This window comes from Nostoc sp. DedSLP03 (assembly GCF_034530815.1).
In the GTDB taxonomy this organism is placed as follows: Bacteria; Cyanobacteriota; Cyanobacteriia; order Cyanobacteriales; family Nostocaceae; genus Nostoc.
This window is the reverse complement of record NZ_JAVRCK010000025.1, coordinates 1-16,403: the sequence shown is the minus strand read 5'-3', so window position 1 is coordinate 16,403 and position 16,403 is coordinate 1. Positions and strand designations below refer to the sequence as shown.

Below are 16,403 nucleotides of genomic sequence, written 5' to 3'. Positions count from 1 at the left end.
ATAAGATGCGTTTTTCCTGAAGCAATAGATGCCTTGAGAACGGCTATGACAAGATTGATTTTTCGATTGGTTAACACTGAATCGTGATTTGTGTGCCTCTTACAAAGCCAGTTTTGGCTACATTTGACTTAATTTTTGTTTAAGCCCCGCTAATGAAAGTGCATTCGAGAAACTTTTATCCAAATATCATTTCTTGTGGGTCAGATCCTAGAGGGCATTTCAAGAAATTATTTCGAGAAATTAATGAATGTTAACCATACCCCGCTCCCAGTAGTAATTATAATAAACATGAAATAGCGGTAGGCGTTCGCTATGACGATGTGAGTTTGGCTACTTGTTAGACCTAAGGCATGACCCGATCGGGAGAGAATTTAAATGATTGCCCTGCCTGGAGTTGCGATTCAACGCAAAATCTACGAGAGTTCGGCATCTTTGGTGTATCGGGGCATCACAGAAAAAGATGGCAAAGCGATCGTCATCAAGCTACTGAAGCAAGATTATCCTTCTCCTCAAGAGTTAAGGCGCTACAGACAGGAATATGCGATTACCCGTTTTCTGAATCTGGAAGGCGTAATCAAAGCTTACAGCCAGCAAGACTATCAGCGCACGCTCGTGATTCTGCTTGAAGATTTTGGGGGGGAGTCTTTGGATTACTGGATGCGGCAGCAACTAGACTTCTGTCCCATGCCCTTAACTATTTTTCTAAGACTTGCCATCGACCTGACAGATATTCTGGGCAAAATCCATGCCGCCAACATCATTCACAAGGATATTAATCCTGGCAACATTGTTCTTAATCCCGATACGGGCGTTGTCAAAATCATTGACTTCGGCATTGCCACTCAGTTCAACCGCACCAGTCCGACGTTCAAAAGTCCGCATGTTTTAGAAGGTACTCTCGCCTATCTCTCTCCAGAGCAAACCGGGCGGATGAACCGGGCGCTCGACTACCGCAGCGATTTTTACTCGCTGGGTGTGACATTCTACGAACTGCTGACTGGACAACTGCCGTTTTCCACTACAGATATCCTTGAACTCGTCCATTGCCATATTGCAAAGCCACCCATACCACCACAGAAATTGAATGCAGCAATCCCCAAAGCCGTTTCAGATATCATTCTGAAATTGATGGCGAAGAATGCAGAAGATCGCTATCAGAGTGCCTGGGGAATCAAAGCAGATTTGGAACTGTGTGCTGAACAACTAGCAGCAAGCGGTCAAATTGGTTACGTTCAACTGGGTCGGCAAGATGTCGCAGAGCACTTTCAAATTCCCCAAAAACTATATGGACGGGACGCAGAGATCGCAGCATTATTAGCGGCCTTTGACCAAGTGGTAAGAACGGGGAATAGAGAAAATTCTCACAATGTCGAAATGATGTTGGTTGCTGGCTATGCTGGTGTTGGCAAATCAGCCTTGGTGCAGGAACTCTATAAACCTGTTACTGCAAAGCGCGGCTATTTTATCTCAGGTAAATTCGATCGACTTCAGCGCAATATTCCCTATAGCGCGCTCGTGGACGCACTGCGAAAATTGTTGCGGCAACTGCTGGGCGAACCCAATGAGCAAGTGCAACAGTGGCGATCGCGTTTGCTCGCTGCGTTGGGCAACAACGGACAACTTATAATTGATGTCATCCCTGAAGTGGAATTGATTGTGGGCAAGCAGCCGCCTGTCCCAGAAGTGGAAGCTGCGGAAGCTCAGAATCGTTTCAATCGCGTCTTTGAGCAGTTTATCCGAGTGTTTTGTTCCAAGGAGCATCCGCTAGCAATTTTCCTAGATGATTTACAGTGGATTGACTCCGCGACGCTAAAGTTAATCGAGTTGATGCTGCTGGATGAGCAAAACCAATTCCTGTTTTTGATTGGAGCCTATCGAGACAATGAAGTGACTCCAACGCATCCACTGCTCTTAACGCTAGAGAGGCTGCGGAAAAAAGGGGCAGTGGTTCAAGAGATGATCCTGACACCTTTAAAGCTGGAACCGTTGAGTCAGTTGATTGCCGAAACACTACATCGGGATGTAGACACTGTTCGTTCCCTTGGTGAGTTGGTGCTGCGTAAAACTCAGGGCAATCCTTTTTTTGTCAGTGAATTTTTGAGGATGCTGTATAGCGAAAATCTGCTGACCTTTGATAGGTCACACTTAAGCTGGCAATGGAATATTGCTCAACTTCAAACCCAAAATATCACTAATAATGTTGTGGAGTTGCTGCTCTTGAAGTTGAAGAAACTACCAGAAGAAACCCAGCAAATTCTCCGCTTAGCCGCTTGTATCGGAGCTGAATTTGATTTAGAGACGTTAGCGATCGTGTGTGGCAAATCACCCAAAACGGTTTTTCAGGATTTATTACCAGCGATACAAGAAGGATTCATTCAAACCCTGTCTGAATTAGACGAAGACTTGTTAGTTCAAGAGTATAAATTCTTGCATGACCGAGTACAGCAAGCCGCCTATGCTTTGATTTCTGAGGATCGAAAGCAAGTAACGCACTACTGCATTGGACAACTCCTGCTGAACAAGCTCTCTGAGGTCGAACAAAGTGAAAGGCTTTTTGATATTGTCAACCACATCAACTATGGTCAATCCCTTTTGACACAGAAAGATGAAAAAGAGAAACTAGCACGACTCAACTTGGCTGCCGCTCAAAAAGCCATCACCTCTACTGCCTATGAAGCTGCGATTCGGTATCTTGAGACTGGCATTGGCTTGCTCAAAGAGGAGGCTTGGATGAGTCAGTACGACTTGATGTTCCACCTGTATCGGACTCTCTGCACAGCACAGTTGAGCAATGCTAGCTATGAGCAATTAAGCGCCACAACCAAGGTTGCTTTAGAGCACATTTCTTCTGCTGTCGATCGCGCAGATATTCGTGTATTTCAAATCACTCAATATACCTTACAAGGCGAATGTGAGAAAGCAGTTCAAACAGGTCTGATCGGATTGCACGAGCTGGGGATTGAAATTAAGGGCAAAAATTTAACAGAATTAGTCCGTGAAGAGTTTGCTGCTGTTGCCAAAAGCTTAGAAAATCGCTCAATTTCCTCACTTTTAACTTTACCAACTGCGAGCGATCCGGTCATCCAAGCAGTGATTAAATTGGTCGTTGTAGATATATCACTCTACCATACGGCTAATATTGAACTTTTCAGCTTTGTCAGTTTAAGAGTAGTTCGTCTTTCCATTGAACATGGAAATATTGCTGAGTCGATTAAGGCTTATGCAAACTATGGTCTTCTTCTAAGTTTGATGGAAGGGCAACACCAACGAGGCTATGAGTTTGCAGATTTAGCAGTGCAACTTAGCTACAAGCTAAACAGTAAATCTCAGCAGTGTAAGGCACAGATGTTGTTTGGAGGCTGGATTCACGTTTGGTCAAAACCTATAACAGGGGCAGCTACGATCAATTACAAAGGTTTTCTGGCAGGCATGAAGTCGGGAAATGTTCAATTTGCATCCTATAACTTGTTGGGTAACATTTTTAATCGTTTATTTCAAGGAGAAAATTTAATAACCGTTGCAGAAGACAACGAAAAATATCAGTTGGTGGTAGAGCAGATTCAGGACGAGCGTTCGAGGGTGGCACTGGCTGGAGCTAAATTTTTTATCGCAAAACTTGCTTTAGGGCAAGCGTCACAGGAGAGCGATCGCTCGCTCAGGGAGACAAAAAAAATAGTCGATCGGGGTGAAACCTCACAAATACGGTCTTCAATTTGTCTTTATTACATCCTCAGAATGCATCTTTCCTGTTTAACAGCAGATTTTGAGCAAGGCTGCCATTATTTCGTTGAAGCGGGGAAGATCCTAAATTCTATCGTAGGGTTTACAACCTATAGTGGTTATTTCTACTATGGTTCTCTGATTCTACTCAACCTGTATTCCAGTCTATCTCAAGCAGAACAAAGTCATACTTTGGAACAGATCCGATTAAATCAGGAGCGTTTGAAGGCATGGTCGGATAGCTGTTCAGAAAATTTTTTACACAAGTTTCATCTCGTTGAGGCAGAGAAAGCACGAGTCTTAGGGCAAGTTCTTGAAGCCGAGGAGTTCTATGAACAAGCCATTCAAGGAGCCAAGGACAACGAGTATCTGCAAGAAGAAGCATTAGCCTATGAATTAGCCGCCAAACATTACTTAGCTCGTGGGAGAAAAAAGTTTGCCCAAACCTACATGAAGGAGGCTCACTATTGCTATAAACGCTGGGGAGCAATGGCAAAGGTTAAAGATTTAGAAACTCGTTATCGTCAACTATTTCCTCAGTCGTCTAACGTAGTTTATACACCAGTTCGCACCACGGCTGGAACCGCCTCAAATACCTCACATACTGCTCTCGACTTAGCAACGGTGATGAAAGCAGCTCAAGCAATTTCAAGTGAGATTGAATTGGAGCGATTGCTGAGTTCTCTAATGCAAATTTTAATTGAAAACGCGGGGGCACAAACTGGATGCCTGCTTTTGGAGAACGCAGGCGAATGGGCGATCGAAGCGGCTTGCGAACTCAATGAGGGCGAGCAGGTCTATGCGACGCAAGTGCTGCAATCGATTCCAATGACAAATCGCGTACCTAAATCCATTATTCAATATGCGATCCGAACTCATGAATCTGTGATTTTAAGTGATGCAACTCGTGAAGGGAATTTTATCAACGATCCCTACATCCGACAAAACCAAACACAATCCCTGCTCTGTTTGCCGCTGTTGAAACAAAGTAAGCTGGTTGGTGTGTTGTATCTGGAGAATCAAATAGCAACTGGGGCATTTACACCAGAACGATTCTCCGAAGGAGACGCTACGCGAATGCAAGTGTTACATCTGTTATCCACTCAAGCAGCGATCGCGATCGAAAATGCCAAACTCTACTCGAAACTACGCGCTAGCGAAAGTCAGATAAATCAATTCCTAGAAGCGGTTCCAGTGGGAATTGGGGTCTTGGATGCAACCGGTCGCCCTTGCTATGTCAATCAGCAGGGAATTGAGCTGATGGGTAAAGGCGTCGATCCTACCGTGACACCAGATCGTCTTGCAGAGGTTTATCAAGTTTACCTGGCTGGAACGGATCGAAACTGTTCCCCTGAGGACATGCCAATCGTCCGAGCGTTAAAAGGCGAACCTACAAGAACGGATGATTTAGAGATTCACCAAGGCGAGACTATTATTCCCATTGAGGCATGGGGAACGCCAGTCTTTGATGAACAGGGTAAGGTAGCTTATGCGATTGTAGCCTTTCAAGACATCACCGAGCGCAGACAAGCCGAGCGACTGCTAGCCGATTACAACCGTACCTTGGAACAACAGGTCGCAGAACGAACAGCAGCGTTACAAGAAAGCGAAGCAGCACTACGCTACAAAGAACAGGAATTACGACTGATCGCTGACGCTCTCCCCGTTTGTATCAGCTACGTGGATGCCGATCGACGCTATTGCTTTGTCAACCGCACTCATGAGGTCTGGTTTAGCCGTAGTCGAGAGCAAATTCTGGGCAAGCATATCCGTGAGATTCTGGGTGAAAGGGCTTATCAACTGGTTGAACCGTATATCGCTCAAGCGTTTGCAGGGCAAACTGCAACTCTAGAGGTAGAAATGTCCTTGCCAACTGGCAAGCGATATATTAGTGTTACCTTAATCCCCGATTTAGATGGCAATCTTCAAGTCAGAGGATTCTATGCTCTAAACACAGATATTAGCGATCGCAAACAAGCAGAAGAGGTGTTGCGCCAGTCCGAGGCTCAGTTTCGGGAACAGGCAATTCTCTCCGCTTTTCGCGCCGATGTGGACAGTGCCCTTGCTCAAAGTGATAGTTTGCCCTTGATGCTACATCGCTGTGCCCAAGCCGTTGTTGAACACTTTAATGCGGCATTTGCTCGTATTTGGACGCTAAATAAAGACAACAATGTTTTGGAGTTACAAGCCAGTGCGGGGATGTATACCCGTCTTGACGGCACGTACAGTCGAATTACTGTAGGTAGTTTCAAAGTTGGACGAATTGGTCAGGATCGCTGTCCGCTGTTGACCAACAATGTGTTTGATGAACCAGCCATCGATCGAGAATGGGCAAAACGAGAAGGCATGGTGGCATTTGCGGGCTATCCCATACTGCTGGATGAGCAGCTTATTGGCGTTATCGCGATGTTTACTCGACATCCCATTCCGTCGTCCAACTTTAAGGCGTTGGAGTTTGCAGCTCGCGAGATGGCATTGGGAATTAAACGCAAACAGGCAGAAGTAGCGTTGCAAGCCTCTGAAGCAGAACTGCGGGCGCTCTTTTCAGCAATGCCCGATCCTCTCTTGGTAGTGGATGCAGAAGGGCGTATTTTGAGAGCAATCCTCATCGAGTCAGAGAAATTATATAAACCGATTGACGAACAGGTGGGTCGAACATTACACGAAATTTTTGAGCGATCGCAAGCCGATACATTTCTTGACTATATTCAGCAAGCATTGAGCACTCAGCAGCTGCTAACGATTGAGTATAGCTTGATGATGGGAGGGTGGAAAACCTGGTTTGCGACTCGCATTTCACCTATCTCAGAACATTCTGTCATTTGGCTGGCAAGAGATATCACCGATCGCAAACGTGCCGAAGAAGCCTCCATTCTAGAAGAGCGCACCCACATGGCACGGGAAATTCACGACACTTTAGCCCAAGCGTTTACAGGTATTATCATTCATGCTCGCTCTGCCTCCCATGAGGTAACGGCAGAGCCAGAAAAAGCGCAAACTCTCCTCACCCAGCTCCTCGACTTAGCTCGTTCTGGGCTGGCGGAGGCACGTCGTTCAGTAGAGGCACTACACCGCCCATATCTTTTGGAGAGTAATAACTTACAGGATGCCTTCAGCAGTCTTGTTGCTCAATTAGATTCTTCGATCGCAACCCAAATCGTCTACGAAGTCATTGGTACAACCTATACCCTATCCTCCGATCTAGAAAATAATCTGTTTCGGATTGGGCAGGAGGCTTTGACAAATGCAATCAAATATGCTAAAGCACATGAAATCCGCATTGAACTGGTCTATGAACTGACCCAATGCATCTTACGAATAAAAGACGATGGGCAGGGATTTAATGTAGAAAACCAGGCGATGAGGAATGGCTTTGGTCTACTGGGGATGGCACAACGGGCTGAACGCATTAGAGCTGAATTAAAGATTCAAAGCCATTTAGGGCAAGGCACAGAGATCGTGGTATCTATCGATCGGGAGATTAATCGGGGGTAAGTCAGCATGAATCAGGCCAGTAGCATTCGCGTTCTGGTTGTGGACGATCATCCCGTCGTCCGCCAGGGTTTGATCGGAATGTTAGAGAAGGCTCAAGATATCGTCATTGTTGGTCAGGGGCGAAATGGGCAGGAAGCGATCGCAGTTTTTCAGCAACAGCAACCTGATGTGGCTTTGATGGATTTACGGATGCCTGAGATGGGAGGTGTTCAGGCGATTACGGTTATTTGCAATCAGTTTCCCAATGCTCGAATTATTGTGCTGACCACGTATGACACCGATGAAGAGATTTATCAAGGATTACGAGCCGGGGCAAGGGGGTATTTACTGAAGGACTCTGAGCCAGAGGAACTATTGACAGCAATTCGGACAGTGACCAGGGGACAACAGTATATTCCCCCCAACGTAGCTGCCAAGCTAGTCCAACGGATGACTTCTCCAGAACTGAGCGATCGTGAGTTAGAAGTTCTCCAGTTAGTCGGACAGGGCATGAACAACCAAGAAATTAGCACTGCTCTCAATATTAGTGAAAGTACAGTGAAGACTCATATCAACCGAATTTTAAGCAAGCTAGATGTCAAAGATCGCACTCAGGCAGCCATTATTGCGTTGAAACGTGGAATTGCTAGCTTGTAAAAGCAAAGTTGGTACTTCTGCCTGGGTTAACATCATATTTTCGTCTGTGAGGCAATCAAACCTGAGTTTGATTCGTTCTACTCCCTCAAATTGACTCATCCTCAATCATTTTGTTGATTAAAATACAGACCCTGAATTGACGACAAGCCTAAGCAAGTCTCATACATTAAACTCATACAAACGATTATAGGCTTGAAGGGAAGAAATTTCAGAGCGCACGCGATGAATCTCTTTTCCTCAAAGATTTAGAATGAGCGATGTTATTCCTAACGACACACCTGGCGCCTCTTGCGGTAACTGCGAAGCAGAGCGCAATCAATTAGTTGTATTTCCTTCTGAGCAAGACCATCGACAAGGATCGTTGAATGCTCGCGTTGTGCTTGTTGAGTATGGGGATTATCAGTGTCCCCAATGTAATAAACTTTATACCTCAATTCAGGCAATTCAACGCCAGCTTGAGGCGACCTTATTCGGGAGAGATTCTCTATGCTTTGTATTCCGACATTTTCCTCAACCTCAAATCCATCCTCAATCTCAAAAGGCAGCAGCAGCGACAGAAGCAGCAGCAACACAAGGGCAGTTTTGGCAGATGCATGAGATGCTATTGAAGCATCAGCAAGAGCTAGAAGATGGGTATTTAGCAGAATATGCTGACAAATTAGGGCTTGATGTAACTCAGTTTATTCGAGACATTGCCCAAAAAGTATATGTCGATCGCATCAATCAAGACATTGCCAGCGGAATGGATAGTGGGGTGGTTAGCACTCCAGCTTTATTTATCAATGGTGTGCGTTATAGAGACGCTTTAGAGCTTGAGTCACTACTTGAAGCGATCGTTGGAGTTTCTCATGGCTAGTAGTTCGCTTTCGTAACTTGGCGGGGTAAAGGGGCAAGGGGAAAGGGAAAAAGTGTTATTAGACTTCTTGGCAAAAGTCGGGAAAAGGGGGAAAGGTTTGTTATTTTCCCTTTCCCCTTTAACCTTTACCCTTTTCCCCTCTCTTGCAAAAAGCACTTTTGCCAAGAAGTCTATTCCTTTACCCTTTAACCTTTACCCAATTCCTGCGCCCTCACCTAACAATTTTGGTTTGGCAGACTATTGTCAATAAATGGACTAACCTGCGCGAACTGCCGTAAATGAGGAATCTGATTGATGAGCAGTCTTCTCAAGCAAGTTGTAGCTCAAGTTTCCAGAACGGTGCCATTGCAGACGGTTTTGATTGTGCCGTTTGTGTTGCAAACTTTGGTGACAGTCGGCTTAGTGGGGTATTTTTCCTTCCAAAATAGACAGGAAGCCATCAACGATCTCGCCAGTCAACTGCGGCGCGAACTGACGAACCGGATCGAAGGCAAACTACAAACCTATACCGAGATACCCCATAACATCAATCGGCTCAATGCCAGCACCTTCGCTCAGGGAAAAATTGACCCTAGCGCAGTCAAAGGTGAGTTTCCACTCTGGCAGCAAATTCAGATTTATCCAATGGTGAGTGATATCTACTGTGGCGATCGCAAAGGTTCTCTTCTAGGAGTGCGACGTAGCCCTGCCGATCGCTCAATTGAACTGCGGTCGAGTAATGTTGCTACAGATCGTAAACTCTACGGCTACAGCGTCGATCGCAATGGTCAGCGAGACCAGTTAATCAGTCAAGGCAACAAAGCCTTCGATGCGCGGGTTCGTCCCTGGTATAAAGCAGCAGTGACGGCAGGCGAACCAATCTGGAGTGGAATTTATGCCGACTTTGCTAGCCAGTTGCCAACGATCACCGCCAGTACGCCTGTCTATAGCACTGCCGATCGCTCGCTGTTGGGAGTCTGTGCCACCGATGTATTTCTGCCTAATGAGATGAGCCGTTTTTTGGCTAGTCTGCAAATTGGCAAGACAGGCATCGCCTTTATTCTAGAGCGATCGGGGCAACTGGTTGCCACCTCCACTGGAGAGGCGATCATAAGTGGTGGGGCGGCAGCAAATCGATTGTCCGCAGTTGAGAGCCGTAACCCTACCGTGCGAGCTACTGCTGCCTATTTGCGCGAGCATTTCAGCGATTTGTGGCAAATTCAGACTACGGAACAGCTTGATTTTAATTTCGATGGTAGGCGGCAATTGCTTCAGGTAGTGCCATTCAAAGATAATCGTGGGCTGGATTGGCTGATTGTCACGGTGTTGCCTGAATCCGATTTTATGGCAAAGATTAATCAGAGCATTCAGACGACGATTCTGCTTTGTATTGCGGCTTTTCTGCTTGGCATTGCGATCTGCATTTTGATTGCCCAATGGATCGCTAAACCGATTGTCAGCGTCAGTCAATCGGCAAAAGCGCTAGCAGACGGTGCATGGAATCAGACGGTAGAAATTGAGCGATCGGGCGATTTGGGCGAACTGGCTCGATCGTTTAACCAGATGGCACAGCAGCTTCAAATCGCATTTGCCAAAATGCAGTCTTTAAACCAAACCCTCGCCCAAAGTGAAACCCGCCTCCAGAAAATTTTAGAGTCTGTTCCGGTAGGAATTGTAGTTATGGACGCAACAGGTCGCCCTTATTACGCCAATCAGAAGGCAATCCAACTCTTGGGCAAGAGCGTACAGCCGTCTGTCACCCCAGAGCAAATTGCCGAGGTCTATCAACTCTATGTGGCAGGAACCGATCGCCCCTACCCAACCGAACAACTGATGATTAGGCGAGTGCTAAACGGCGAACAGGGCAGTGTGGATGATATCGAAATTCACCAGGGGAATCGCATCATTCCGATCGAAAGTTGGGGAACTCCAATTTTTGATGAGTCTGGCAACATTCTGTATGCGATCGCAGCCTTTCAAGACATCACCGAACGCAAACAAGCAGAGAAGCTGTTAGCAGAATACAATCGCACCCTAGAGCAACAAGTTGCCCAACGAACGACAGCATTGCAGGCAAACGAAGCAGAGCTACGCGGTGTCTACGAGGAGCTTCGCTTACAGGAGCAGGAATTACGACTGATTGCCGACGCTCTACCCGTTCTGATTAGCTACGTCGATGCCAATTGCTGCTTTCAATTTATCAACCGTACTTATGAGGTTTGGTTCAACCGTAGCCGCGATCAAATTTTGGGCAACTCTGTTCGTCAACTGCTCGGTGAGGCGGTTTATCAACGGGTTGAGCCGTATATCGATCGGGTGTTTGCAGGGCAAACTGTCCCTCTAGAAGCAGAAATCCCTTTTCCGGATCGTAAGCGGTGCATCAGCGCCACCTTTATTCCTGATTTCGATGACAATGCTCAGATAAGAGGTTTCTACAGTCTCATGACAGACATTAGCGATCGTAAACGAGCTGAACACACTTCTATCTTAGAAGAACGCAACCGAATGGCGCGAGAAATTCATGATACACTAGCTCAATCCTTCACGGGTATTCTGCTTCAGGTTGGAGCAGCAACACAAGTGCTGGCAGATGACCCGGAAGCAACTCAAGTACATCTGGAAATGATTGAGGAACTAGCACGCGCTGGGCTGGCAGGGGCAAGGCGCTCCGTATCAGCACTCCGTCCGCGGCTGCTAGAAGAAGGTAATTTAGAGAGTGCCTTGCATCGTATAGTGGCTCAAATGCGAGCAACGACTGACACGGCTCTGATTTGCGAAACTCAGGGTATAGCCTATTCCTTATCAACCGAAGTGGAGAATAACTTACTTAGAATTGGGCAGGAAGCATTAACCAATGCGATTAAATACGCTTGTGCTGGCGAAATTCGGGTTGAGTTAGTGTACAACGAAACACAGTGTATCCTACGGGTTAAAGACGATGGCAGGGGCTTTGGAGTAGGTAGCACTCCTTTGAGCGGTGGATTTGGCTTATTAGGAATGAGCGAACGGGCAGAGCGCATTGGCGCACAACTAACAATTCAAAGCCAACCAGGTCAAGGAACAGAAATTATTGTCACTATCAACCCTTGAGTGAGAATTACAATGAGCCAATCCACTAAGATTCGAGTGCTAATTGTTGATGACCATGCCATAGTCAGAAAAGGTCTAGCAACCATTATTAATCGCGATCCAGAAATGACAGCGATCGCTCAAGCTGAAGATGGGCAGCAAGCGATCGCCGCGTTTCGAGAATACCAACCTGATATCACGCTAATGGATTTACGAATGCCCAAAATGGGAGGAGTGGAAGCCATTATGGCGATTTGTGCCGAATTTAAACAGGCTCGAATCGCGGTACTCACGACCTACGATAGTGATGAAGACATCTATCGCGGCTTGCAGGCGGGCGCTCAAGGCTATCTGCTGAAAGATGCTAAACCTAGCGAGCTTTTGAATGCGATTCGCGCCATTCATAATGGTCAGAAATACATTCCGCCAGAAGTGGGCGCAAAATTATTGCAGCGAATCAGCAATCCAGAACTGAGCGAACGAGAGTTGGAAGTGCTGCGTTTGATGGCACAAGGAATGGGTAATCAAGAAATTGCGACTGTTTTGAGTATTGGTGAAAGTACCGTCAAATCTCATGTAAATCGGATTTTAAGCAAACTGGGCGTGAGCGATCGTACACAAGCCGTGATTACTGCTGTTAAGCGTGGAATTGTCAGTTTGTAAGTGGGGGAAAAAGGCAGGGGCATAACCTTTTTGTGAATCTTGTTAGTGTATAATTTTTACACTAGCCAAAAAATATTTTAATAAAGTTTTATCTTTTGTAGAATTTTTCTATAAAAGTTAGTTTATCACTCTCTTATTTGGTAGGTAGAGCTAATCAACTATTTAAATGGCTAATTGTATAGATAATATTTACATCTTAAAACTATTACTTCTTTTCTAGTTTCTGTCGAAGTACGCCTGCCAAAGGTATACCTGCATCAACTAATTGATATACAAGTTCAGAATATTTATTTAAAATAGCATTATTACTCCGTATCTGATTTTCAAAATTGTTCCACATCTTTTGAAGTAATTCGGTAGTTCTTTCTCCATTTCTCCGTTCTTGCCAAAAGTTATTTATTGTAGGGTTTACACACTGACTTAACCATTCAAGTGCTTGCTCAGGTACAAACTGCCAACCTAAACCATTTAACATAGTAACTAAATGACCATAAGCATCAGGATTATGCCCTATTACCTTAACCCACTTGTTAATAATATTAGAGAAAAGATGGGCGTGCGGCCACTCATCTATTAAACGAGAAGTAGAATATCTACTAAATAGTATTAGTTGTACTACATCTTCCATTTCATTACTAAGCCAAGAAGAATTCGCATATTTAGCAAGTTCTGGACTATCAAGTACCCAATTACAAATTTCTGACCATCCTAACTGCGCCTCTTCGGTTAAAGGTTCAAGATACCCAATTTGAAAACTTATATAGCCATTCAATAATTCAGCTGTCATCTCTGGCGTTTCTGACCAACATTTTTGAATAGGAATAAGGATATGATTACGTATTTCATCAAAAGACAGATTTTGTGCTAATTGTGATAAACCTCTAATGAAAAATCGATTCCATTCAGATGGTTTTTGGGAATTAGAAAAATGTCTCTCATCTTCAACAGGTGTATTCTTATTAACTGTCAAACTCATCAGGTCATCAGTAATTTTAAGTATTCTTTCTTTATTTACAGGATTTGGTACTAATTTTGAAAAAGGCAGAGCATGAAGAACGCGCTCTGCTAAATTATAATCAAATATTATTTCATCTTCTATTGATGGTATGCCTGGAATATCAGGAATTATGTTTGTATTTAAATTTGTCAAATATTTATTCAATAACTCTTCTTTCCATTCGACTGTTTTTACTGAATTGTCTTCCTCAGTCCAGTGAAAACGACTAATATTTTTAGGAAATAAACAAAGTGATAGTCCAAGACTAAGAGCATTCCAACATAAAACTTCATCAATTGTCCATCCTTCAAAAAGTCCACGAAAAACAGCTTCAACTACTTGTATTTGAGAATCTGTAATCAGTCTTAAAAGTTGTTGGCGTATATCTATATTTGCTACACTATTAACAACTAATACTCCGAGTCCACGTCCGGCAGATACTTTAGGGTCGAAAGGAAAGTTATTATATTCGTAACCTTGATAAGGCATACGAGCAGCAGCAAATAAAATTTCACTACTCCACTTAATTAAATCGTGAGCTTTTGTCCATTCAAAATCTGCAATTAAAATTGCTGCTGCTACGCCTGCAATTGCTTGTAATCGTTTATTATCTTGATAATACCAAGTTTCATTATTGTCATAAAAATCATCAGGTTTTTGAAGCTGTTTAACAGAATCAACTGCTTCTTCAAGCGTCATTACTTCGCATACTTTACCTTGTTCTATAGTTTTTACTGCCCACATAGCTATCTTAAACCAGTGTTGCCACACGAAGTTAGGTGCTAACTTTTCATCATTACGCTTTCTAATATCTTCAGGTGGTTCAGCCCAAATTGCTAACTGTTCTTTATTAACTCTTCTATATCGATAATTATCTCGATTACCCCAAATTTGATAGTTTTCCATTTTTTCTTGAATAGCAGCAACAGCAGCAGAGTCTTCTTGCTCTTCTTTATATTTGAAAGGCAAATTCTCCGTAAATTTAGAAACTGATTCTTGGAACGGAATACTAAATGAGTTATCATCTGAGAATAGATAATAATAACTAAGATTGCGAATGTCTAATTTTCTATGCGGCTTCTGATTATGTTCTTCAATAATTTTATGAACTAATTTTTCTCTTTCCCAAGGTAATCTAGATAAATTTGACGATTCATGAGCCAACCGGAAAATATCCATTTGCCACACATTAGGTGAAGTAATAATAGGTAATGCGGCTTTTAAACATTTATTGGGATAAGCCAAAGTCATACTAACGCAAATACCTAAAACTGCTACACAATCACTTTCTTGTAACACCTTCTCGAAAAGCTCTTTTGCACTTCTGCCAGCTTCAATTTGTCTTTCCATCCAGACTTCAAGTGCCATTAGTGCGGAAATAATAAAATATGAAGTAACCACTGTGTCTCTGTACCAGCAGTAAACTTCTTCATCTCCCCAAAATTCTTTCGTTCCAGATGATAAATTGATTATAACTGGCAAAGGAGTTAAACCTTGTTTACTCTCTCGCCATTTGATGACTGCTGAATTAACAAGTGTTTGTATTAATCTTAATCCCTCACTTTCGTGTTTATTGAGTATATAAAGAAATGGCCCATGAATATAAGTAGGGGGAGAAAAGGCATTATAATCCACAATTTTAAAATCTTCAAAAATTTCACTATCCTCAGAGTCTCCTATTTGCGTAAATAATAAGTGAATTTCTTCTTCTTCGATATTGAAGGCTTGCTTTAGTCTTTCTATTTCTTCTGGTGATAATTCAATATCATCAGTATCATCAATTGAATTATGATTTTGCTTTTTAATCAAAAAGTCAAGGACACAATCTACAAAATCTATAGGAATATAATCCACCAGCAGTCTATAAGTATTAGCCTCGGTTAAAATTTGCTTTTTTACTTTATGGAATTTATAGGAATCAGATGCTGCAATCGTTTTTAGATACTTAGCAACCCTATTAGGTAATACATCTGCTGAATTGCATACTATTCTGTGTAATTGAGATATATAATCATTGCTAACCATGTTATTCATCCCTTTCTGCTTCGTGTAGCCAAGATAGCGCAATTTCTCCAATATCCTTTCGGAAAATTGAGTTAACAGGCGTTTTTAATTGCCATATTTCCATAAGCTTCGCTGCTTCTGTCCTGACAGTGATAGGCAAGATACTCAATTTGGGAATAAACCATCTCATAAAAGGTAGCCATATTTGCCATTTAGGCACTGGGTCACTCAGTAAAACAGCCATAATTTGCTCAATCGGTTGGTTAGGATCTTCTAAATAAGGCAAAAGCTCTAGATTCGGGTTTACCTCTACCGTTCGTAGAGCAATTAACAGCTTAATAAGACGCTTTGCATCATCAGCAAACAAAAAATATTCGGTCTTGTTCAGTAATTCAGGCGCACGAGGTGAAATCAGAGGAGCAGTGAGAATAGCTTGATACCACCTAGAAGAGAGATTGGTAGCTTTTTCAACTTGTTCTATAAGCTGAATCCATTCATTAGCAGTTTCATACCTTTCTAATAGGAAAGCACCAAGTAGCTGAACTGTTCTGAAAAGTCCAAAGGGTTGACCAAGTTCTTGAAGATAGGAGGCTAAATCTTCACGATTTTGGTTGAGAACGCGACAGAGAACCCAATCTTCTAATAAATCGTGACTGAATCGGTGTACATCTGCATTTGGATCTCGCAAAAGAATACGGTCTGATTCAAGGGATATAAGGGCTTCTGAAGATATATCTTCACTTAAAAGACGACGACCAGGCGATTTAATCACCTGCTTACCAAGTTTAAGAAGAGACTGCTGTCGAGTACGACCTTCAACACTATTTCTCCCAACAAGGTTCTCCCACCACACTTGACTCACTTCTATTTCCGTAGCAATAGAAGGTAATGATTCTACATCAGGAATCATTTTTTGATCTTCAAGTAAGCTTAGGGCGTGTCATCAATTAGGTAAACTGGAATCAGAACTGCTGAAAAAGAATA

7 protein-coding genes are annotated in these 16,403 nt (G+C 43.4%); 5 read left to right on the top strand and 2 right to left on the bottom strand.

The window, feature by feature from the left end; all coding sequences use genetic code 11:
* The first annotated feature begins 375 nt into the window (after positions 1 to 375).
* From RM368_RS14135 to RM368_RS14115, 5 genes are all read left to right on the top strand, one after another.
* On the top strand, positions 376 to 7,215 hold the full coding sequence (locus tag RM368_RS14135; RefSeq protein WP_322694638.1) for a PAS domain-containing protein: 6,840 nt from the start codon (positions 376 to 378) through the stop codon (positions 7,213 to 7,215).
* A 6-nt stretch (positions 7,216 to 7,221) separates the two neighbouring features.
* Positions 7,222 to 7,851: a response regulator transcription factor gene (locus tag RM368_RS14130; RefSeq protein WP_322694637.1), complete on the top strand. Its 630-nt coding sequence runs from the start codon at positions 7,222 to 7,224 to the stop codon at positions 7,849 to 7,851.
* Positions 7,852 to 8,101: 250 nt separating this feature from the next.
* The gene (locus RM368_RS14125; protein ID WP_322694636.1) at positions 8,102 to 8,707 is read left to right on the top strand and encodes a DsbA family protein; all 606 of its coding nucleotides are present in this window, start codon (positions 8,102 to 8,104) and stop codon (positions 8,705 to 8,707) included.
* Between the two features lie 294 nt (positions 8,708 to 9,001).
* Positions 9,002 to 11,776, top strand: a complete 2,775-nt coding sequence (locus RM368_RS14120; RefSeq protein WP_322694635.1) for a PAS domain-containing protein — start codon at positions 9,002 to 9,004, stop codon at positions 11,774 to 11,776.
* Positions 11,777 to 11,788: 12 nt separating this feature from the next.
* Entirely contained in the window at positions 11,789 to 12,418 is a 630-nt protein-coding gene (locus tag RM368_RS14115; RefSeq protein ID WP_322694634.1) for a response regulator transcription factor, read from the top strand.
* A gap of 205 nt (positions 12,419 to 12,623) precedes the next feature.
* Here the strand turns inward: RM368_RS14115 and RM368_RS14110 are convergent, their stop codons facing one another.
* Together RM368_RS14110 and RM368_RS14105 are read right to left on the bottom strand one after the other, a co-directional pair.
* A complete protein-coding gene (locus RM368_RS14110) occupies positions 12,624 to 15,440 on the bottom strand; it encodes a hypothetical protein (protein ID WP_322694633.1) in 2,817 nt (938 codons plus the stop codon).
* A gap of 1 nt (position 15,441) precedes the next feature.
* Complete coding sequence (locus RM368_RS14105; RefSeq protein WP_322694632.1) at positions 15,442 to 16,329, bottom strand: hypothetical protein; 888 nt, start codon at positions 16,327 to 16,329, stop codon at positions 15,442 to 15,444.
* Positions 16,330 to 16,403: the final 74 nt, after the last annotated feature.

Bases quoted from the DNA above. Each gene is read 5' to 3' on its own strand.
- RM368_RS14110 (WP_322694633.1), bottom strand. From the start codon at position 15,440: ATGGTTAGCAATGATTATATATCTCAATTACACAGAATAGTATGCAAT.
- RM368_RS14105 (WP_322694632.1), bottom strand. From the start codon at position 16,329: ATGATTCCTGATGTAGAATCATTACCTTCTATTGCTACGGAAATAGAA.
- RM368_RS14125 (WP_322694636.1), top strand. From the start codon at position 8,102: ATGAGCGATGTTATTCCTAACGACACACCTGGCGCCTCTTGCGGTAAC.
- RM368_RS14115 (WP_322694634.1), top strand. From the start codon at position 11,789: ATGAGCCAATCCACTAAGATTCGAGTGCTAATTGTTGATGACCATGCC.
- RM368_RS14135 (WP_322694638.1), top strand. From the start codon at position 376: ATGATTGCCCTGCCTGGAGTTGCGATTCAACGCAAAATCTACGAGAGT.
- RM368_RS14130 (WP_322694637.1), top strand. From the start codon at position 7,222: ATGAATCAGGCCAGTAGCATTCGCGTTCTGGTTGTGGACGATCATCCC.
- RM368_RS14120 (WP_322694635.1), top strand. From the start codon at position 9,002: ATGAGCAGTCTTCTCAAGCAAGTTGTAGCTCAAGTTTCCAGAACGGTG.